This window comes from Pseudomonas sp. Irchel 3A7, from assembly GCF_900187565.1.
GTDB lineage: Bacteria > Pseudomonadota > Gammaproteobacteria > Pseudomonadales > Pseudomonadaceae > Aquipseudomonas.
The window spans coordinates 402,636-421,572 of the sequence record NZ_FYED01000003.1 but is presented as its reverse complement, the minus strand read 5'-3'; the positions used below and the strand labels follow the sequence as shown (position 1 = coordinate 421,572).

General features: G+C 58.6%; 20 protein-coding genes and 2 pseudogenes. 7 read left to right on the top strand and 15 right to left on the bottom strand.

Features of this window, described 5'->3' with window-relative positions; all coding sequences use genetic code 11:
- Positions 1-66 precede the first annotated feature (66 nt).
- The 3 genes from CKW21_RS06860 to CKW21_RS06850 form a co-directional block, all read right to left on the bottom strand.
- A complete protein-coding gene (locus tag CKW21_RS06860; protein ID WP_095193236.1) occupies positions 67-555 on the bottom strand; it encodes a GNAT family N-acetyltransferase in 489 nt (162 codons plus the stop codon).
- A 96-nt stretch (positions 556-651) separates the two neighbouring features.
- The gene (locus CKW21_RS06855; RefSeq protein WP_095193235.1) at positions 652-1,137 is read right to left on the bottom strand and encodes a GyrI-like domain-containing protein; all 486 of its coding nucleotides are present in this window, start codon (positions 1,135-1,137) and stop codon (positions 652-654) included.
- Positions 1,138-1,203: 66 nt separating this feature from the next.
- Positions 1,204-1,866: a LysE family translocator gene (locus CKW21_RS06850; RefSeq protein ID WP_095193234.1), complete on the bottom strand. Its 663-nt coding sequence runs from the start codon at positions 1,864-1,866 to the stop codon at positions 1,204-1,206.
- A gap of 139 nt (positions 1,867-2,005) precedes the next feature.
- On the opposite strand from CKW21_RS06850, the gene alaC reads away from it, so the two are divergent.
- Positions 2,006-3,217: an alanine transaminase gene (gene alaC, locus CKW21_RS06845; protein ID WP_095193233.1), complete on the top strand. Its 1,212-nt coding sequence runs from the start codon at positions 2,006-2,008 to the stop codon at positions 3,215-3,217.
- A 224-nt stretch (positions 3,218-3,441) separates the two neighbouring features.
- Complete coding sequence (locus CKW21_RS06840) at positions 3,442-4,278, top strand: RHS repeat-associated core domain-containing protein (protein ID WP_095193232.1); 837 nt, start codon at positions 3,442-3,444, stop codon at positions 4,276-4,278.
- 67 nt (positions 4,279-4,345) lie between these two features.
- On the opposite strand, the gene CKW21_RS06835 is transcribed toward CKW21_RS06840, so the two are convergent.
- Together CKW21_RS06835 and CKW21_RS06830 are read right to left on the bottom strand one after the other, a co-directional pair.
- Complete coding sequence (locus tag CKW21_RS06835; RefSeq protein ID WP_095193231.1) at positions 4,346-5,698, bottom strand: GntP family permease; 1,353 nt, start codon at positions 5,696-5,698, stop codon at positions 4,346-4,348.
- Between the two features lie 82 nt (positions 5,699-5,780).
- The gene (locus CKW21_RS06830) at positions 5,781-6,314 is read right to left on the bottom strand and encodes a gluconokinase (RefSeq protein WP_095193230.1); all 534 of its coding nucleotides are present in this window, start codon (positions 6,312-6,314) and stop codon (positions 5,781-5,783) included.
- A gap of 214 nt (positions 6,315-6,528) precedes the next feature.
- Between CKW21_RS06830 and CKW21_RS06825 the strand changes: the two genes are divergently transcribed.
- From CKW21_RS06825 to CKW21_RS06815, 3 genes are all read left to right on the top strand, one after another.
- Entirely contained in the window at positions 6,529-7,560 is a 1,032-nt protein-coding gene (locus tag CKW21_RS06825) for a LacI family DNA-binding transcriptional regulator (protein WP_095193229.1), read from the top strand.
- 209 nt (positions 7,561-7,769) lie between these two features.
- On the top strand, positions 7,770-8,408 hold the full coding sequence (locus CKW21_RS06820; RefSeq protein WP_095193228.1) for a glutathione S-transferase family protein: 639 nt from the start codon (positions 7,770-7,772) through the stop codon (positions 8,406-8,408).
- 168 nt (positions 8,409-8,576) lie between these two features.
- A complete protein-coding gene (locus CKW21_RS06815) occupies positions 8,577-9,137 on the top strand; it encodes a hypothetical protein (RefSeq protein WP_095193227.1) in 561 nt (186 codons plus the stop codon).
- 125 nt (positions 9,138-9,262) lie between these two features.
- Here the strand turns inward: CKW21_RS06815 and CKW21_RS32240 are convergent.
- From CKW21_RS32240 to CKW21_RS06785, 7 genes and pseudogenes are all read right to left on the bottom strand, one after another.
- Positions 9,263-9,679 (bottom strand): annotated as a pseudogene (locus tag CKW21_RS32240) (methyl-accepting chemotaxis protein); the annotation flags it as partial.
- 129 nt (positions 9,680-9,808) lie between these two features.
- Positions 9,809-10,483, bottom strand: a pseudogene (locus CKW21_RS32235) (PAS domain-containing protein); the annotation flags it as partial.
- Between the two features lie 536 nt (positions 10,484-11,019).
- Positions 11,020-11,679 carry a peptidase inhibitor family I36 protein gene (locus CKW21_RS06805; RefSeq protein ID WP_095193225.1) on the bottom strand — a complete coding sequence of 220 codons (660 nt, stop codon included), beginning with the start codon at positions 11,677-11,679 and terminating at the stop codon, positions 11,020-11,022.
- A 142-nt stretch (positions 11,680-11,821) separates the two neighbouring features.
- Positions 11,822-12,835, bottom strand: coding sequence for an ABC transporter substrate-binding protein (locus CKW21_RS06800; protein WP_095193224.1), 1,014 nt, complete (start codon positions 12,833-12,835; stop codon positions 11,822-11,824).
- A complete protein-coding gene (locus CKW21_RS06795; RefSeq protein ID WP_095193223.1) occupies positions 12,832-13,380 on the bottom strand; it encodes a sigma-70 family RNA polymerase sigma factor in 549 nt (182 codons plus the stop codon). Before CKW21_RS06795 ends, CKW21_RS06800 begins: the two co-directional genes overlap by 4 nt.
- A gap of 231 nt (positions 13,381-13,611) precedes the next feature.
- Entirely contained in the window at positions 13,612-14,403 is a 792-nt protein-coding gene (locus CKW21_RS06790) for a phosphate/phosphite/phosphonate ABC transporter substrate-binding protein (RefSeq protein WP_095193222.1), read from the bottom strand.
- Positions 14,404-14,543: 140 nt separating this feature from the next.
- On the bottom strand, positions 14,544-15,485 hold the full coding sequence (locus tag CKW21_RS06785) for a fatty acid desaturase (RefSeq protein WP_095193221.1): 942 nt from the start codon (positions 15,483-15,485) through the stop codon (positions 14,544-14,546).
- Between the two features lie 330 nt (positions 15,486-15,815).
- Between CKW21_RS06785 and CKW21_RS06780 the strand changes: the two genes are divergently transcribed.
- Positions 15,816-16,247 (top strand): GNAT family N-acetyltransferase, encoded by a 432-nt coding sequence (locus tag CKW21_RS06780; protein WP_095193220.1) that lies wholly within the window; start codon positions 15,816-15,818, stop codon positions 16,245-16,247.
- A 112-nt stretch (positions 16,248-16,359) separates the two neighbouring features.
- Here the strand turns inward: CKW21_RS06780 and def are convergent, their stop codons facing one another.
- The 3 genes from def to CKW21_RS06765 all read right to left on the bottom strand — a co-directional run bounded on the left by def (position 16,360) and on the right by CKW21_RS06765 (position 18,230).
- Positions 16,360-16,899 (bottom strand): peptide deformylase, encoded by a 540-nt coding sequence (def, locus tag CKW21_RS06775; protein WP_095193219.1) that lies wholly within the window; start codon positions 16,897-16,899, stop codon positions 16,360-16,362.
- A gap of 2 nt (positions 16,900-16,901) precedes the next feature.
- Entirely contained in the window at positions 16,902-17,861 is a 960-nt protein-coding gene (locus CKW21_RS06770; RefSeq protein WP_095193218.1) for a YihY/virulence factor BrkB family protein, read from the bottom strand.
- A gap of 177 nt (positions 17,862-18,038) precedes the next feature.
- Positions 18,039-18,230, bottom strand: coding sequence for a CsbD family protein (locus CKW21_RS06765; RefSeq protein ID WP_095193217.1), 192 nt, complete (start codon positions 18,228-18,230; stop codon positions 18,039-18,041).
- A gap of 199 nt (positions 18,231-18,429) precedes the next feature.
- Here CKW21_RS06765 and CKW21_RS06760 point away from each other — a divergent pair, with 199 nt between their 5' ends.
- Positions 18,430-18,807, top strand: a complete 378-nt coding sequence (locus CKW21_RS06760; protein ID WP_095193216.1) for a hypothetical protein — start codon at positions 18,430-18,432, stop codon at positions 18,805-18,807.
- Positions 18,808-18,937: the final 130 nt, after the last annotated feature.

Below are 18,937 nucleotides of genomic sequence, written 5' to 3'. Positions count from 1 at the left end.
GGTGTATCAGGCAACATTGATGTCGACTGATACGCCCTCTTCGCGAGCAGGCTCGCTCCCTCAGAGTTAGAGATTGAGCACCATCTCATGCCACGCCATCCCGCCATGATCCGATGCCGAAGGCTTGACGTAGGCAAAGCCAAACCCGGCATACAGCGGAATATGCCGTTCCTTGCACATCAGGTGGATGCTGGCCTTGTCCAGCGCACGCATGCGCTCGATGAATTCGCCCATCAGGCGCTTTGCCAGGCCCTGGCCTTGATAATCCGGATGCACCACCACCGACATGATCACCACATGCGGGCCGGCCGGGTCGTGGCCGATCAGTTCCTTGAACGCTTCGTCCGACATTTCCACCTGAAACGCCGCACCGGAATTGATGAAACCGGCGACCACGCCGTCCACTTCGGCAACGATGAACCCCTCGGGCCAGGTGGCGATGCGGGTGGCGATTTTTTCGCGGGTTGCGGCTTCGTCACCTTCATAGGCAACGGTTTCAATGGCGTAGCAGCGGTCCAGATCAGCAGGCGTGACGTGGCGGATGACGGTGTTCATGGCGGGTCGCAATCAGATGGAAAGGCCGGGGATCATAAATCAGCGTCGGCATGACATCGAGAGACGAATCGTCCGATTCGCCTCTCGATGCACGTCTCACGCCTTGATCGGCACCCAGATTTCCAGTTTTCCGGTATTGAGCTTCGGGTTGAAATCCTCGCTGTAGCGCTCCAGTTCCGGTGCATTCAACACCTCATGCCCAGACTGCGGCTGCCAGGTGCCGAAGATGTACTGAAACAGCTGCGGCAAAGTATCCAGCGGACCTTTGTGCTCGAACACCGCGTACCGCTGAGGCTGAACCTCTACCCAGCGGTACTGGTCCGGCAAGTCGTCGAGCTTGCTGATTTCGACGCCGGCAATGTAGTCGAAACCGCCCTTGCCATCGAAATTGCAGCAGACGCCGTAGGTCACTTCGCCTTTCTGGCCCGGGACATTGCCGATGTGGGGATTGAATCTCTCCCAGAGTGCTGGAATGCCTTGAGTGGTTTGCTGGGTAAATCGACCGCCTAGCCCTGCGATCAGCAGGAAGTGTCCGTGTTCGAAGCGCGGCTCCGCCGGTTCGACGCGTGTTTGCTCATCCATGGCTCGACTCCTGGAGCGAAAAGTGGGTTCGGCTGGGAGTATAGAAGCCAAACCCGATTCGCCCAATTACAGGGCGTGCAACGGCTCGACGGCGGCGCTGCCGATAAACTCGTTGTAGCCCGATAGAATCACATACACCGCGAAATAGCAGAAGATCGCCGCCGATGCCATGTAGGAATAGCGCAGCAGTTTGTCGCCGAGCAACTTGCCGCCATGGCTCGCCGCGAAGCACAGGCCCACGCACCAGAGAATGCCCGCGCAGAGAAACCCGCCCAGAAACAGCGCCGAGCTGAGGGCTCCACCGCCACCGGAACGAGCGATCAGCGTGCCGCCCACCGCGGCGAACCAGAGGATCGCACTCGGCGACGACATGGCGAGGAAAATCCCGCGAAAGAACTCCTTGCGATGGGAGTTGTGGCCGACCTCGGCAGTCTCGGCCAGCAGCGCCTCGTGGTGGATCGCCGAATGAATCATCTTCGCCGCGAAGTACACCAGCAGCGCCGAACCGCCGATCCACAACACCCAGCGCACGGTTTCGTATTGCAGCAGGACGGTCATGCCGGCCAATGCCAGCACGGCGTAGATCAGGTCGCCGACACAGGTGCCCAGGCCCAGCGCGAAGCCTTGAAAATAGCCGCGCTGCATCGCCAACGTAATCATCGCGATGTTGGCCACGCCTATGTCCAGGCACAGCGAAAGGCTCAGCAGGAAGCCACTGGTAAATTCCATCGACCCAATTCCTTCGGAAAAATTTGTTTACGCACAGGCTGGACAGTCTGCCACAGCTCACCGTACATTCCGCCACAGGTCACCGCAGTGACCAGCGTCGCTCGGACGGTTCCGGGCGCTTACGTTATCCGAGGCAACAATGGCCGAACAAGGTTCGCCGCGCCGCTTTGCGCGCATAGATCGACTCCCCCCTTACGTTTTCAACATCACAGCCGAGCTGAAGATGGCCGCCCGTCGTCGTGGCGAAGACATCATCGACTTGAGCATGGGCAACCCCGACGGCGCCACCCCGCCTCACATCGTCGAAAAACTGGTGACCGTCGCCCAGCGCGAAGACACCCATGGTTATTCGACGTCCAAGGGCATTCCGCGCCTGCGCCGGGCGATTTCCAACTGGTACAAGGAACGCTACGAGGTCGACATCGACCCGGAAAGCGAAGCCATTGTCACCATCGGTTCCAAGGAAGGCCTGGCGCACTTGATGCTGGCCACCCTGGATCAGGGCGATACGGTGCTGGTGCCGAACCCGAGCTACCCGATTCACATCTACGGTGCCGTGATTGCCGGCGCCCAGGTGCGATCGGTGCCGCTGGTGCCGGGCGTGGATTTCTTCGCCGAACTGGAACGGGCCATTCGCGGCTCTATTCCGAAGCCGAAGATGATGATCCTCGGCTTCCCGTCCAACCCCACCGCGCAATGCGTGGAACTGGATTTCTTCGAACGGGTGATCGCCCTCGCCAAGCAGTACGACGTGTTGGTGATCCACGACCTGGCCTACGCCGACATCGTCTACGACGGCTGGAAAGCCCCGTCGATCATGCAGGTGCCGGGCGCCAAGGACATCGCGGTGGAGTTTTTCACCCTGTCCAAGAGCTACAACATGGCGGGCTGGCGCATCGGTTTCATGGTCGGCAACCCGGAACTGGTCAACGCCCTGGCGCGGATCAAGAGCTACCACGACTACGGCACCTTCACCCCGCTGCAAGTGGCGGCGATTGCCGCGCTGGAAGGTGATCAGCAATGCGTGCGCGACATCGCCGAACAATACCGGCAGCGGCGCAACGTGCTGGTCAAGGGCCTGCATGAACTGGGCTGGATGGTGGAGAACCCGAAAGCCTCGATGTACGTCTGGGCCAAGATTCCCGAGGCTTACGCCCACCTGGGTTCGCTGGAATTCGCCAAGAAACTGCTGGCCGAAGCCAAGGTCTGCGTCTCGCCGGGTGTGGGTTTCGGCGAATACGGCGATGACCATGTGCGCTTCGCCCTGATCGAAAACCAGGACCGGATTCGTCAGGCCGTGCGTGGGATTCGCGGGATGTTCCGGGCGGATGGTGTCGTCAGCAAATCCTGACGCCTATATAAAACACTGTGGGAGCGAGCCTGCTCGCGAATGCGGACTGACATTCAACATCTTCGTTGAAAGTGAAGCCGTCTTCGCGAGCAGGCTCGCTCCCACATTTGGTTTTGTTTTGCATTCCACTCTCGTGAACCTGGTAGTTCTGTCAGTTCCCGACGCTGGAACTACGTGAAAGGCTGGAAGCCTTTATTGACGTGTCGTCAAACAAAGGTCCTCCCATGCCCACATCAAAACCTGCCAATCACACATCCTGCACCTTGTTGTTAGCCGGCGACAGCAAAAACACCGTGCTCGCCGAAATGGCCGGCAGCATTCACCGCCTCGCCTACTCACCCTTTGGTCAGCAGTCTGCCCAGCAGAAGGTCATGACGCACCTGGGGTTTAACGGCGAACTGCGTGAGGCGAAGACTGACTGGTATTTTTTGGGGAAGGGGTACCGCGTCTATAACCCGCGATTGATGCGGTTTCATAGCCCTGACAGCATGAGCCCATTTGGGAAGGGAGGGTTGAATGCGTATGGGTACTGCGGGGGTGAGCCTGTATTGAGTTTTGATCCCACAGGCCATATTCCTTGGAAACTGTTGTGGGTGACGGTAAAGAGGCAGGCAGGAAGAACAGCTACTGCAGTTTTGGATTTTTTTTCTGACAATCCTTCGGCTGGTTTGAACGCCGATGTGGACTTGCCGCGTGCTCAATCGAGCTCAGGAGGTGGGGGGCTTTGGGAAGTTGGGACAAGCATGGCGGCAAACAATAAAAATCCCAGGCCTCCAAAACAGAAGCTAGGGAAGTCGCGAACAAAAAAAAAGAGCTTGTCAAAAGGCCCACCTCCCCCTGCCACAGGCACTGATGCCCAGCCAGACGCCACTTCTGCGATTAAAAACAACAACGTCCACACCGGATTTGTTCTCGAGGGCAACTATGGTGTGCGTGCACAGAACGAGTACAGCAAGGTCAAATCAGAGGGCGGACTCAAGATCAGCGGCACCGATTCTGGTGTCAAACAGATCCCTGCAACTGCCAGCGGGATCCGAAGTCCGTTGCCAGATAAGCATTGAGATTGACGGCCTGAATGCAGGCACAAAAAAACCGCATCTCTGCGGTTTTTTTGTGCCCGATACAGATTTAGACGAACAACGACAACAACAGAATAAAGCCCAACCCCACCACCGACAGGATGGTTTCCATCGCGGTCCAGGTCTTGAACGTCTCTGCCACGGTCATGTTGAAGTACTGTTTCACCAGCCAGAAACCGGCGTCGTTAACGTGAGACAGGATCAACGAACCGGCACCGGTGGCTAGCACCAGCAGTTCACGGTTAACCCCTGGAATCATCCCGACAACCGGCACCACGATGCCCGCGCCGGTAATGGTTGCCACGGTCGCCGAACCGGTGGCGATGCGGATCACCGCCGCCACCAGCCACGCCAGCAGGATCGGCGAGATCTGCGCTTCTACCGCCATGTTGCCGATGACATTACCCACGCCGCTGGTCACCAGCATCTGCTTGAAGCCACCACCGGCACCGATGATCAGGATGATCGCGGCGGTTGGCGCCAGGCTCGCGTCCAGCCATTTGAGCATCTGGTTGGAACCGATGCCCTGCTTGTAGCCGAAGGTGTACAGCGACAGCAGCAACGCCAGCAGCAGGGCCGAGATCGGGTGGCCGATCAGGTCCATGAAGGTGCGGAAGAAGTTACCTTCGGCCAGCACCACATCCGCAAAGGTCTTGAGCAGCATCAGGAACACCGGCGACAGCACGGTGATCAGGGTGATGCTGAAGCTTGGCAGATCGGCGGAATCCGATTCGCGGGCCAGTTGATCCACCAGCTCCTGATTCGGGTGACCGGGGATGTGCTTGGCGATGAAGGTACCGAAGATCGGACCGGCAATGATCGCCGTTGGCAGTGCCACGATCAGGCCGTAGAGAATGGTCTTGCCGATGTCGGCGCCGAACACGCCGATGGCCAGCAGCGGACCCGGGTGCGGTGGCACCAGGCCGTGTACGGCGGACAGACCTGCCAGCAACGGGATACCGATCTTGATGATCGACACGCCGGTACGCCGGGCGACGATGAACACCAGCGGAATCAACAGCACGAAGCCAATTTCGAAGAACAGCGGAATGCCCACCAGGAACGCGGCGAACATCATCGCCCACTGCACCTTGTCCTTGCCGAAGGCGCGGATCAGGGTCTGGGCGATTTGGTCCGCCCCGCCCGACTCGGCCATCATTTTGCCGAGCATGGTGCCCAACGCGAGGATGATCCCGACAAACCCGAGTACGCCACCGAAGCCGTCCTGGAATGCCTTGATGATGGTGCCGATCGGCATGCCGGAGGTCAGCCCGAGGAAGGCTGCGGCGATGATCAGGGCAATGAAGGGGTGAAACTTGAACTTGGTGATCAGGACAATAAGCCCGATCACCGTAACCACTGCATCGAGCAGCAGGAACGTCTCGTGGGACATGCCAAACATTAGGGGTGTCTCCTGGTTGTTGTTGTTATTAAAGCGGGTAATGCGAATGCCATAAGGACAGCGCTATCTCTGTAAGCAAAAATTAACCGACGCGTTTCAGGCCATGCTCGAGCCACCAGTGGTGGGCCTGAACAGCCAGCTCATCGACGCTGTGGTTCGAGGCATCGAGGGCCAGGGTCAACGCCTCGCCGACGGGAGATTCGAGGGTGGCGAACTGGCTGTCGATCAGGGTCGACGGCATGAAGTGGCCGGGGCGATGCGATACGCGGTCGGCGGCAACTTCGGGGGTCAGTTCAAGGAACACGAAGCCCAGGCCTGGCAAGGCACTGCGCAAGCGTTCGCGATAAATGTGCTTGAGCGCCGAACAGGTCAGCACCGGGCGCTGGCCCAGGGCGTCGACACGGCGCAGTTCATCGCACAGGCTGTCGAGCCAGCCGGCACGGTCTTCATCGTTCAGGGGGATACCCGCGCTCATCTTTTCGATATTGGCGGCAGGGTGGAAAGAGTCGCCTTCAATGGCAGTGGCGCCGCTGAGCTGGCACAAGGCCTCGCTGACGCACGTCTTGCCGCAACCGGCAACGCCCATGATGACCAGGGCGGTGATGGGATGATTCATGTAACACCTCAGCGCGCAGACAGCGCTACCTTTGACAGCTATGACACTGGACCAAAAGCAGAAGTTGCCGACGCCTTCTTGTCATTTTTGTGGGTTGCAGCATGTTGTTCCCAACGCCAAAAAGCGAGGATCAGGCGAACCCCCGCTCACGCATTTGCAGCTGCATCGAGACAGCGCTACCTTAGTGCCTTGAATTTTGTTTGGCAAGCCATCGATGACTTCAACCAAGAACGATAAAAATACCCGCACCACTGGCCGCCCTACCCTGAACGAAGTCGCGCGCCTGGCCGGTGTCAGCCCGATCACCGCGTCCCGCGCCTTGCGCGGCGTCAGCACCGTGGCCACGGAACTGGTGGAAAAGGTGCAGAACGCGGCGCTTGAGCTCAACTATGTGGTCAACTCCGCGGCCCGCGCCCTGGCCTCGGCCCAGAGCCATTCGGTGGTGGTTTTGGTGCCGTCGCTGTCCAACCTGTTGTTCATCGACACCCTGGAAGCCATTCATCAGGTTTTGCGGCCCAAGGGCTTCGAAGTACTGATCGGCAACTTCCACTATTCCCGCGACGAAGAAGAAAACCTGCTGCGCAACTACATGGCCTATCAGCCCCGTGGCTTGCTGCTCACCGGTTTCGACCGCACTGAAAGTTCGCGACGGATGATCGAAGCGAGCAACATCCCCTGCGTGTACATGATGGAGCTGGACAGCGCCGCCGGCCTCAATTGCGTCGGTTTTTCGCAACTGGCCGCCGGCGAAACCGCCGCCGGACATTTGCTGTCCCGTGGCCGCAAGCGCCTGGCCTACATCGGCGCGCAACTCGATCAGCGTACGCTGCTGCGGGGCGAAGGTTTCCGCCGAGCCCTGCAAAAGGCCGGTCTGTATGACCCTGCGCTGGAAGTGCTGACCCCGCGCCCGTCCTCGGTCGGCCTGGGCGGCGAGTTGTTTTTGCAGATGATCGCCAGTCATCCCGATGTCGATGCAATCTTCTTCGGCAACGACGACTTGGCCCAGGGCGCACTGCTCGAAGCCATGCGCTGCGGCATCAAGATCCCCGAGCAGGTGGCGATTCTGGGCTTCAACGACCTGCCCGCTTCGGCGCACATGGTCCCGCGCCTGAGCAGCATCAGCACCCCACGCGAAGCCATCGGCCGCCGCGCGGCGGAGCAGATGCTGACGTTGATGGCTGGCAACACCGTGGCCAAGCCGGTGCAGGACATGGGGTTTGAGTTGAAAGTGCGCGAAAGCACCTGAACAGCCACCGCTTTTGTGGCGAGGGAGCTTGCTCCCGCCAGGTCGCGCAGCGGCCCCAATCCTGACTGACTTGACTATTGGGGACTGCTTCGCAGCCCAACGCGAGCAAGCTCGCTCGCCACAGGAGCGGTATTTCAACTAACCTTTTTAGAACAACGAATGTCGCCCACTGGTGTCGCGAATTTTCGATTCGCCAACGGAGTCGCCCCATGGAGCATGCACTGAAGATTCTCGGCAAAGCCTCGTCAATCAACGTCCGCAAGGTCTTGTGGACCTGTGAGGAACTCGGCCTGAGCTATGAACGCGAGGATTGGGGCAGCGGATTTGGTTCGACCCACAGTCCGGAATTCCTGCGGTTCAATCCCAACGCGCAAGTGCCGGTGATCATTGATGAGAACGGTCCGCTCTGGGAATCCAACACCATTTGCCGCTACCTGGCCGGCAAACACCACCATCATCACAACGAACTGCTGCCCACCGAACCGGCCGCCCGCGCGCGGGTGGAGCAGTGGATGGATTGGCAGGCCACCGATCTCAATTCGTCCTGGAGCTACGCGTTCATGGCATTGGTGCGCAAGGATCCTGAGTACCAGGACCCGCATCGCGTGGAAGTCGGCGTGCGTGGCTGGAACCAGAAAATGGGCATCCTCGAACATCAACTTGCGACCACCCAGGCGTATGTCGCCGGGGACAAATTTTCCCTGGCCGACATCGTCATCGGCCTGTCCGTCAACCGTTGGTTGATGACCCCCATCGCCCGCCCAGACTTCCCTGGCATTGATGAGTATTTCAAGCGCCTGGCGCCACGACCCGGTTTTCTCAAGCATTGCTGCAATGGCCTGCCCTGACCCGACGCGAGACTTACAACCGTTGCCGCTCGTCGGCAAACGTTTGCCTTCTTTTCAGCTGAACATCCGTCAATTTTAAGTTAAGACACTGATTTATAAGGACTTATCTTTACAGGCACAGTATTTGCTCAAAGCACTGCACCACAACCACCTACAAGGCAATTCATCATGTTGGTCAGTGCAATAACAAACCACGTCATTCCGCTTTCCAAACGTGCGGGTGAAGATCCGACCGCCGAAGCCGCCGCCGGGCTGCAAGGCGCCATGGCCCAGGCCCTGCAAAACAATGTGCAGGCGCAAGCCGCGCAAACCAGTACCCAGGTTCAGGAATCCGCGACTCAACAGGCCACGCAACAGGTCAGCGAAGCCACGCGGATCAGCGACAACGTCGATGAGGCGTTCGCCAAAACCCGCGTAGGCCTGCAAATGTCCGAAATGAAGCTGCCTGACGACGTCATCAACAAATTCAAGGAAGGCTCGGCCACTTCCGAATTCAAGGACTACATGAGTAAAACCCCGGAACAGCGCATGCGCGATGCGATTCTGGAGGAGATGGGCCTGACGGCGGAAGAAGTTGAACAGATGCCGCCGGAGAAGCAGAAAGCCGTGGGTGAAGAAATCGCCCAGCGCATGGAAGACAAGCGAGAAATGGCGCAGGCCGAGAAAGAGCAAAAGGACGACAATCAGAACAAGGCTCAGGTGGTGGATAAATTCCTGGCTTCGCTCTAACGACAATGCCCATCTACCCTTGTGGGAGCGAGCCTGCTCGCGAATGCGGTACATCAATCAACATCAACATTGATTGACACGCCCTCTTCGCGAGCAGGCTCGCTCCCACAGGCTCTGAGCGACGTTCAGTTCAATTGCAAGGTCGAGTTGAACTGGCTGATCGCATCCACCACATGCCGCGACCCTTGCTGGATCTCCAGAATCACCTCCCCCGCCTCGTTCGCCAACTCCACTCCGAGCCCGGTTCGACTCAGGCTCGATTGCATGCTCGACACCGCACTCACGGATAAATCGTGGTTCTTGCGCACCACATCGACAATCTCCACCGTCGCCTGGCTGGTGCGCGCGGCGAGGCTGCGCACTTCATCGGCCACCACCGCAAACCCGCGCCCATGTTCCCCGGCGCGGGCGGCTTCGATGGCGGCGTTGAGCGCCAGCAGGTTGGTCTGATCGGCGATGCCGCGGATGGTCTGCACGATGGTGCCGATGATGTCGGACTGCTTGCTCACCGCATCGATGCTCAGTGCCGCTTCGTTCAAGTCCCTGGATATGTCCTGGATGATCTGCACCGTTTGCTGCACCACCTCGGAGCCTTTGCGCGCGCAGACGTCGTTTTGCACCGAAGTGCTGTGGGCCGATTCCGCAGCGGTTTGCAGGGTGGTCATTTGGCTGGTGATATCGCTGGCGAATTTCACCACTTTGTACAGCCGCCCCTTGGCATCGAACAACGGGTTGTAGGACGCTTCCAGAAAAACGGTATGACCGTATTTGTCTTTGCGTTCGAAACGGTGCGAGTGATATTCGCCGCGATTGAGTGACGCCCAGAACGCCTTGTAAGCCGACGACTCGGCCTCGGCACGGTGACAGAACAGGCTGTGGTGCTGACCGATGACTTCGTTGAGCGAGTAGTGCATGGTCTTGAGGAAGTTTTCGTTGGCCGTGATCACCCTGCCGTCCGGGGTGAATTCGATCACCGCCATGGAACGGCCGATCGCCGCCAGCATGCTTTGGTTTTCGTGTTCCTTGTTGACCCTGTCGGTGATGTCCGTGGCCACCTTGATCACACTGCGCACCTGACGATCAGGGCCATACACAGGCATATAGCTGGCTTCGAGCCAGATTTCCTTGCCGCTCTTGTTCAAGCGCAAAAAAGTGCCGCTGACCGCTTCGCCGCGCGCCAGATCACGCCACAACTTGGCGTATTGCTCGCTGCGGTAAAACGCCTCTTCACAGAATATCCGGTGATGCTTGCCGCGTACGTCTTCGACGTTGTAACCCATGGCCCTGCAGAAATGTTCGTTGGCATCCAGCACGATGCCGTCGGGTGTGAATTCAATCATCGCCATTGAACTACTGACCGCGGCCAACTTGGCATTGGCTTCGGTCAGCGCACAACTGAAACGTTCGATTTCCAGCAGGTCAGCCTTGTTATGCAGGTTAAACATGGTCGTATCACCCTAAGCGCGGTCTTTTGATTAATGAAAGCAACGGATCTTTCACACTCACCACTACGTTCCTCGGAACAGGTACGCGCGCCCCTCCAAACAGGAAGGACTTGTCAGGTAATTATTTGATGTTGAATCGGAGGGTCCCTGGTGCGACTTCCTCATCAAGACATCCTTCTCTTGATAGCCCGGAGCCGGGCAGCCCTAACATGCTCATAAGCAAAATCCATTTACCGAACCGCTCCCTCTCAACCCGTGACGGTGCCTTGGCTTGCGCACTCTTGGGTCTCAATCCCAAGCATCAGATTGCGACCGACATAGTTAGTTACGCCTCAGCATAGACAGGCATCAGGGCCGCGCAAGGCCACTAGTCGGCCACTATCCGGGACAAAATCGGTTCAGCGTCACAAGACGCGGACCCGCAGTGGGGGGATTTTTTACTGGGCAAACAAGAAGAACATAGGCCCAAGCGCAATGCTCACCATTCGGTCGTTATGTTCGACCAGTCGGTTTTGAGCATAAATTTCAGTCCAGGCCCCCGTTGGGCTGACCTGCTCGGGAATACTGAATGGGCAGCAACCCTTGCCCAATCCAACTTCCTTGAGATTGCTCATCATCATGTTGCCTTTGGCATCAGGCCCATCCACTCCAAACACTTTGACCGTGTGGATTTTGTTGTGATGCTGCCAGGACGAGACCTGCCCGTTCATGCCGAAGTCGGACAAGTTGACGAAATGATTTTTCGGCGTGCTGAGCAGCGACAGTTTTGTGCCCGAGTAGTCCGGGTCGCTCCAGACACAAAAATAGCCGTAATCGCAGGTACTATCGGAACGCCTCGTGTCGCCGGGGACAGGGAACGTCAGCACGATGGAACCATTGTGATAGACCACTTGTGTGAAACTGACTTGTTTGCCCCCCGCTTTGCGCCGCAGCTGCCGATCAATCTGCTGCTGCACCTCGGCTTTTTGCTCTGCCGTCATGTCGGGCTCAAACAACGTGTAGGGAATACGCGTGACCGACACATTCTTTGCAGAAAAAAACAGTGCGCCGATGCCGACACACAGTGCCGCGACTCCAACGAACCATTTGGTGTTCATGAAAAAACTCCGCTCCCTGTAAGCACTGACTAATTCATGCGTTTGCAGGGAACAGAGTCGATTCAGCCGCGATTGCCTGTCTACTGTCAGAAATAACAGACCCGACGGTCGGCGCGGTTACGTGTCCCCGGGAGAAAACGGCTCACAGACTTGCCCTGACCCGGTTCGCCACCTCACCCGGCACCCAGTCCTTCCACACCTGCGGCTGCTCACGCAAAAACGCTTCGGCCACTTCACGGGGCTTCTGTCGTTTTTCGCTCATCTGCCCCAGGGTCTGATTCAGCAGATCGATCGGCAGGTCGACTTTTTCGAAGAACGCCACCAGGTCCGGGTACTGCGCCTTGAACGGCGCAGACACGCCGATGGCCAGGCTGGCCGGCATTGAGCGCGTGCCTTTGGGATTCGGGTTGTTGGCGTCGGCCAGGGTTTTCCAGGCTTCGGCGTCGAAGGGCGGCTCGTCGAGTTTCACCAGTTTGAAACGGCCCAGCAGCGGCGTTGGCGACCAGTAGTAGAACAGCACCGGTTTGCCACGACGGATCGACGATGCCACCTCGGCATCCAGCGCCGCGCCGGAGCCGGTGCGGAAGTTGACGAAGCTTTGCGTCAGGTCGTAGGCCTTGAGTTTCTGGCTGTTGACGATCTCCGAGGTCCAGCCGGTAGGGCTGTTGAGGAAGCGTCCACGGCTGGGGTCTTCGGGGTCACGGAACACGTCCTTGTACCTGGCCAGGTCAGCCACGGATTTCAGTTCCGGCGCCAGCGGTTTGATGCCGCGTTCCGGGTCACCCTTGATCACATACTCCGGTACCCACCAACCTTCGGTCGCACCCTTCACCGTGTCGCCCAGGCCGAATACCTTGCCTTCGGCGGCGGCCTTGACCCACGCCGGACTGCGCCCCGCCCACTCCTCACCGATCACTTGAATGTCGTTTTTGGCCAGCGCCGCTTCGAGGCTGACGGTGCTACCCGGCAAGGTGTCCGTCGGGTAGCCGTAACCTTTCTCCACGATCAGGCGCAGGATCTCGGTGATGAGATTGCCGCTTTCCCAGGTGAGGTCACCGAAATGGATGGGTGCGGCTTTTTCCGCCGCCGGTGCCTGGTTGGCCATCAGGCTCAGGGCCAGCAGCGAACTGCCGAGCAGGGTTTTGATCGATCTCATGCGGACCTCTTGTTCTGTGGGTTGAGAGTGAGCAATTGATTGGCGCTGTGCCGGGCACACAAGGCCTCGGAGCGGGTCATGTAGGCGCTGACCGAACGCAGGGAAATGCCCAGCTCGGCGGCGATTTGCGGGTAAGTCAGGCCGTCGACCCGCGACAACAGAAAGGTCGCCCTGACCTTGCCGGGCAGACGCGCCAACGTGCGATCGAGGCCATGCAGCGCCTGGGTGAGTTGCGCCAGCTCTTCGGGCGAAGGTGTTGAAGATTGATCAGCCTGCTGCAGTTGATCCAGATGTCGGCGTTCCAGATCGCGCCGACGCCACAGTTGATAAATCAAGCGGCGGGCAATGGTGGTCAGCAAGGCGCGAGGCTCGCGGATCGACACCGGCTGCGGTGCTTCGAGCAACTGCACGAAGGTTTCGGCGGCGATGTCTTCGGCACTGGCAGCGGTTCCCAGGTATTGGCGTAAGCGCGCGCAAAGCCAGGGGTAATGGGCGCGGAACAATCCGCCCACGTCGTTGCGATGGGAAAGGTCGGTGCCGGACATAGAGGCTCCAAAGGTTAGGGGTCGCTGAATGTCCGGTCGTCCGGTGACGCGATCCTAGCAAGGAGCCTTATTCATTAATAATATTTAAAATTCATTTTTATATTCCATTATTGAATTTCAGTTTCGCCTGATCGATCGCTTTCGCGAGCAGGCTCGCTTCCACAGGTCCGCAGATCAGCCTGTGGGAGCGAGCCTGCTCGCGAATGGATCTGCCGACTCAACGCTTGAACCTCAACGCAACCGCACGAACCCCAACGCCTGCGCTTGCTGCTGGTAATCGAGAATGATCTGGTAGTCACGCTCACTGGCCGGCAACACCTCCAACAACCCGAGAACCTGCGCCACCTGCGGGAGTTCGATCAGCGCCTGATTCATCACCCCCCGAATCTCTTCAGCCTGCTCCTCACTCACACTCGCTGCCGTGATATACGGCAAGGTCGGACTGATGGCACTGCGCGCAACCACCCGCAATCCGGCAACCTCCTCTGCGGCGTACCGAGTCAGATAGGCATAGGTCACACTGTCGATGGCCGCCAGGTCGGCCAACTCTTCGCGCAACCAGCGCAGGCTTTCGCGATGGCTGCCGCTGATGTCGACCCTGGCAAAAAATTGCCCGTCCCGATGCAGAGGCGCCAGCCGATGACGCAACAGGTTCATGCCGCTGTTGGAGTCTTCGCCGTTGATCACGCCACGGCTGCCAAAAAAATCCGGCAAGGTTCGCCGTGGATTGTCGGCGCGACTCAGCAGCAGGCTGCAATGGTTGCCGCCGCTGCTGTCCGGCAGTTCATAGCGAGGTCGGCCGAGCACCCGGACCTGGCCGCGCAACGCCGTCATCAGCGGATAGCCGCAGGTTTGGGTCAGCAGCAGGTACGGCGACAGCCAGAGGTCCATCAGCGACAGGCCCTCGACGTCATGGCGCGTAGCGCCCAGTCGCTCAAGGACCAGCGCAAGCCAACGTTCGTTGGCCTGGCGGATGGGTTCAGGGGCGACGTACATGAGTAATTCGGCAAGGTGTCGAGTCATCAAAAACCTTCCATCCAACAAAGATCCACTGTGGGAGCGAGCCTGCTCGCGAAAGCGATTTAACATCCAACAGATAAGTCGACTGAAACACCGCCTTCGCGAGCAGGCTCGCTCCCACAGGGTTCAGTGGTGGGCAGTCATCAGTGAAACGGATGCCGCGGACTGTCGATCGCCCTCACCCCATTCTCCCGCCACAACTGTCCATACCCTCGCACCAGGAACCCGCCACTGCGGGCCAGCCATTGCTCGCGACGCGCGCGATAGACCCGTGGCAAGTCGTACCAGGGCAACCCTGGCAAGTCGTGATGCACCAGGTGCAGGTTGAGGTTAAGGAACAGCCAGCGCCAGGGCCACGCTGCCTCGTTGAGCACGGTGCGTTGCTCAGGTAGCGCATGCGGGCGGTGTTCATAGTAGGAACGGATCATCGCGATCGACAGTGCCGGCATGCTGACCAGCAACAGGTAATGCCACACCGGCAATGCGCTGTAGCGTGCGATGAACAACAGCATCAGCAGGGTCAACGCGCCATGGCTGAGCCACATCAACCAGGCCTGGCGCTCACCGGTCTTGAGTCGTTGCAATTCTTGCCCGGCCAACCCCAACAAGGCCAGCGGCGCACCGAGGGCGAAGCGGCCGAGCACGGTTTTGTTCAGCCAGTGCAGGCCCTGCTCGAACAGCGAACTGCGCTGCCAGCGCTCAGCACTCAAGTAACGGCTTTCCGGATCGCGTCCGGGGATGGTCAGGTCTTCGTCGCGGTGATGCAGCAGGTGGCTGTCGCGATACAGGGTGTAGGGATACCACACGGCGAACGGTGCATAACCCAGGACTTTGTTCAACGCCGGCCAGCGCGTCGGATGACCGTGCAACAGTTCGTGCTGCACCGACAACCAGAGCACCACCATGGGAATCAGCAACAGCGTGCTCCACCACAGACCCAACGAATGGCTGTTCAGAACAATGGCGAACCAGGCGCTGTACACACCGGTCAACAGCAACCAGGTCGGCCACTCGGTGCGGGCGGTCAGGCGTTGGCGCAGGGTTTCGATTTCTTCTCGGTGGGCGCTATCGAAGTAATGGGGCATGGCGTTGCTCGGATCGGGGACCAGTCCCCTTCTGTGCAACGACGCCAGGATTTCTTGCAGAATATTTTCAGAAGATCGCTCCCGTGCAGCACATGGGAGCGATCGGTCAGCGCAGAATCAATGCCCAAACACGTTCAGTTTTTTGGCCTTCTTGTCGGCACGTTTTTCAATGGCGGTTTTCGCCGGTTTTTTCTTCAGCTCTTTTTTTGATTCCATACCTTTAGACATGATGCGTACTCCACTCACGAGGGGGTGAGAACAGGTATACACCTATCCCGACGCGCGCGTTCTTTTATAATCGCGCACTTGCCCCTCCAACAGTTTAGTCCCATGCACAGCACCCATTACGCCCGACTCGATGAGCCGTTATGGCCATTGATGAACAAGTTCTATCGCGCCCACCAATCGTCGATGAAAGCGGTTCGCGACGCGCAGCTGTGGGTCGCACGGCGTGACGAGATCATCGCGGCACTCTGCTTGCGTCCGGTAGCCGGCGGGCATTGGCTGACGGGGTTGTTTGTCGATCCGGCCTGTCGCGAACAGGGAGTCGCTGCCGCATTGATTGCTGAAGCGGTGAAAGATCTCGAGTTGCCGGTCTGGCTGTTCTGCCATCCCGACTTGCGCGGTTTTTACCAACGCCGCGGCTTTACCTTCGATCCGCCGATGCCCTACGCCATGGTCGAGCGTTTGAGCCGTTACGCCCGCAGTAAACCGATGATCGCCATGGGCCTGGAACCCAAAGCCAACCCAGTGATTGACTAAAAACTACATATAACCTGCTCGCGAAGACGGCCTGTCATTCAATATCTATGTTGACTGACACACTGCTTTCGCGAGCAGGCTCGCTCCCACATGGGTTCCGGGTGGATACGAATCAGTCGTCGGCGTTGGGATCAAGATCCGGGAACATCACTTCGGTGAACCCGAACTTGCTGAAGTCGGTGATGCGCGACGGGTATAGCCGGCCGATCAGGTGATCGCATTCATGCTGCACCACCCGTGCATGGAACCCGCAAGCGATGCGCACGATGGGCTCGCCCTTGGGGTCGAAGCCTTCGTAGCGGATCTGTTGATAGCGATCCACCGCGCCACGCATGCCCGGCACCGACAGGCACCCTTCGAACCCTTCCTCCATGATCGGGCTCAGCGGCGTGATCAACGGGTTGATCAGGATTGTCTGCGGTACGGCTTCGGCGTCTGGATAACGCTCGCTGTGCTCGAAACCGAAGATCACCAGCTGCAGGTCGACACCGATCTGCGGCGCGGCCAGGCCAACCCCGCCGACGCTTTCCATGGTCTGGAACATATCGTCGATCAGTTGCCACAGCTCGGGGCTGTCGAACATTTCGGCCGGCACTGGAGGGGCAATGCGCAGCAGGCGTTCATCGCCCATTTTCAGAATTTCACGGATCATGGTCAGGTTTCGTCAATGGTCGGTTTGGGTTTTGAATGATCGCGGCCCAGCCCCGACACGTGGTGTTTTTCCTCATGGACGGGGCCATGTTCGCCCGGGGCTTTCTCGCCAGGGTCTTTGCCTTCGCGCGACATGTGCTCGATCACCGCGTTCATCTCGGCCCCAAGCAGTAGCACCGCGGCGGATATATAGAAGTACAGCAACAGCACGATGATCGCACCGATACTGCCATACATGGCGTTGTAGTTGGCGAATTCCTTGACGTACAAACCGAAGCCCAGGGACGCGATGATCCACACCACCACTGACAGCACCGAACCTGGGGTGATGAAGCGGAACTCCTGCTTGACGTCGGGCATGACGTAATAGATCAGTGCCACGGCAACCATCAGCAGGATCACAATCGCCGGCCAGCGCACGATGTTCCACAGCGTGACAATGAAGTATTCAAGACCGACTTGCGACGCGATCCAGTTCATCACTTGCGGGCCGAGTACCATCAACGCGGCGGCAATCAGCAGCATGCCGGCGATGCCGACGGTGTAGATAATCGACAGCGGAAAACGCTTCCACGCCGGCCGGCCTTCGACCACGTCGTAGGCGGCGTTCATCGCGCTCATCATCAAGCGCACACCGGCCGAGGCGGTCCACAGGGCAATCACGATACCCACCGACAGCAGGCCACCCTTGGATTGCTGGAGCTGGTCGATCACCGGGTTCACCTGCTCCAGCGCCTGGGGCGGCAATACCAGTTCCGATTGCAGGCGCAACCAGGAAAAGAAGTCCGGCAGATGCAGGAAACCGATCAGGGCAATCAGGAACAGGATGAAGGGAAACAGCGAAAACAGCATTTGATAGGCCAGCGCCGAGGCGTAGGTCGACATCTCGTCGTCGACGAACTCGGTGACCGTGCGCATCATCACACGGTGCAGGGGCAGGCCTCTCATGTCCGGGAAAATCATTCGCGTCTCCATTCGCCGCATACTGGATTGGGTTGAGATCGTGGCGACTCAGGGGCCGTTTTCATTCATCAAAGTAGCCTACCTGGCGACTTTGAAACAATTTCATCGCTCAAGTTCAGGCTGACACAAAAACGGCCATCCGTGGATGGCCGTTTCTGTCGCTCATCAAAGGCCGTATCACGCTTTGTCGACGCCTTTCTTGATCGCGTCCTTGGCTTTACCGATTGCTTGCTGCGCCTCGCCCTTCCTTTCCTGAGCCTTGCCTTCAGCTTGCAGATTCGGATTGTTGGTGGCCTTGCCGACGCCTTGCTTGACGTTGCCAGCCGCTTCGTTGGCCATGCCTTTTACTTTATCGCCAGTGCTGCCCATGGTGTTTCTCCTGTGAACAAATCAATGAGATAAGTCGTTACACAAGGTTGACCGAGGGCGTTTGCAGGGAGTTTCATTTATTTTCCCAGTGACATTTCATCGTTCAATGCAGGTTGGGCTTTATGTTTGCCCGGCAACCCCCGAGAATGCGCAACGTATTCAGGCCCTGGCGCTGAAGATCCAATCCCGTAGGAATGTTATGAAACTCGATAAAAAGCAGGCCATTGCCCGCAGAAATCAGGAACTCGGCGGTGCTGTGCTTGGCGTCAACAACTGCCACTTCACCGAATTGAACCGCAACCGCAACATCTGGTGGTTCGACATCCCGGTGGCGCGCCTGGCCATTGGTCAGTACGAGTGGATTCACCTGCTGATGCACACCCCGGATACCGACGAACTGCTGCACCTGAAAGTGCCGACGGTGTTCCTGCGCGAGAAGCTCGAAGGCCTTGTGGTGCGTAACCAGGGCAAGCGCAAGGCGGCCCTGAGCCTGGAACTGAGCGCCGACAAGGACTCCTGGCTGCAGGACATGCGCCCGGCGGGCACCAACGTCAATTTCGCGCCGTTCCGTCAATAACATTAAAAGCTTCGCGAGCAGGCTCGCTCCCACAGTTTTGACCGAGTGACTTCAGAAAGCATGCGATCACCTGTGGGAGCGAGCCTGCTCGCGAAGGCAACTTCAGCGGCGCTGAAGATGCTCCGGACAG

What these genes read in the sequence shown, in the direction of transcription:
- CKW21_RS06795 (WP_095193223.1), bottom strand. Translation starts at nt 13,380, where the DNA reads ATGTCCGGCACCGACCTTTCCCATCGCAACGACGTGGGCGGATTGTTC.
- CKW21_RS06805 (WP_095193225.1), bottom strand. Translation starts at nt 11,679, where the DNA reads ATGAACACCAAATGGTTCGTTGGAGTCGCGGCACTGTGTGTCGGCATC.
- CKW21_RS06860 (WP_095193236.1), bottom strand. Translation starts at nt 555, where the DNA reads ATGAACACCGTCATCCGCCACGTCACGCCTGCTGATCTGGACCGCTGC.
- CKW21_RS06790 (WP_095193222.1), bottom strand. Translation starts at nt 14,403, where the DNA reads ATGACTCGACACCTTGCCGAATTACTCATGTACGTCGCCCCTGAACCC.
- CKW21_RS06830 (WP_095193230.1), bottom strand. Translation starts at nt 6,314, where the DNA reads ATGAATCATCCCATCACCGCCCTGGTCATCATGGGCGTTGCCGGTTGC.
- CKW21_RS06760 (WP_095193216.1), top strand. Translation starts at nt 18,430, where the DNA reads ATGAAACTCGATAAAAAGCAGGCCATTGCCCGCAGAAATCAGGAACTC.
- CKW21_RS06835 (WP_095193231.1), bottom strand. Translation starts at nt 5,698, where the DNA reads ATGTTTGGCATGTCCCACGAGACGTTCCTGCTGCTCGATGCAGTGGTT.
- CKW21_RS06855 (WP_095193235.1), bottom strand. Translation starts at nt 1,137, where the DNA reads ATGGATGAGCAAACACGCGTCGAACCGGCGGAGCCGCGCTTCGAACAC.
- CKW21_RS06765 (WP_095193217.1), bottom strand. Translation starts at nt 18,230, where the DNA reads ATGGGCAGCACTGGCGATAAAGTAAAAGGCATGGCCAACGAAGCGGCT.
- CKW21_RS06825 (WP_095193229.1), top strand. Translation starts at nt 6,529, where the DNA reads ATGACTTCAACCAAGAACGATAAAAATACCCGCACCACTGGCCGCCCT.
- CKW21_RS06785 (WP_095193221.1), bottom strand. Translation starts at nt 15,485, where the DNA reads ATGCCCCATTACTTCGATAGCGCCCACCGAGAAGAAATCGAAACCCTG.
- CKW21_RS06770 (WP_095193218.1), bottom strand. Translation starts at nt 17,861, where the DNA reads ATGATTTTCCCGGACATGAGAGGCCTGCCCCTGCACCGTGTGATGATG.
- CKW21_RS06780 (WP_095193220.1), top strand. Translation starts at nt 15,816, where the DNA reads ATGCACAGCACCCATTACGCCCGACTCGATGAGCCGTTATGGCCATTG.
- alaC (WP_095193233.1), top strand. Translation starts at nt 2,006, where the DNA reads ATGGCCGAACAAGGTTCGCCGCGCCGCTTTGCGCGCATAGATCGACTC.
- CKW21_RS06800 (WP_095193224.1), bottom strand. Translation starts at nt 12,835, where the DNA reads ATGAGATCGATCAAAACCCTGCTCGGCAGTTCGCTGCTGGCCCTGAGC.
- def (WP_095193219.1), bottom strand. Translation starts at nt 16,899, where the DNA reads ATGATCCGTGAAATTCTGAAAATGGGCGATGAACGCCTGCTGCGCATT.
- CKW21_RS06820 (WP_095193228.1), top strand. Translation starts at nt 7,770, where the DNA reads ATGGAGCATGCACTGAAGATTCTCGGCAAAGCCTCGTCAATCAACGTC.
- CKW21_RS06850 (WP_095193234.1), bottom strand. Translation starts at nt 1,866, where the DNA reads ATGGAATTTACCAGTGGCTTCCTGCTGAGCCTTTCGCTGTGCCTGGAC.
- CKW21_RS06815 (WP_095193227.1), top strand. Translation starts at nt 8,577, where the DNA reads ATGTTGGTCAGTGCAATAACAAACCACGTCATTCCGCTTTCCAAACGT.
- CKW21_RS06840 (WP_095193232.1), top strand. Translation starts at nt 3,442, where the DNA reads ATGCCCACATCAAAACCTGCCAATCACACATCCTGCACCTTGTTGTTA.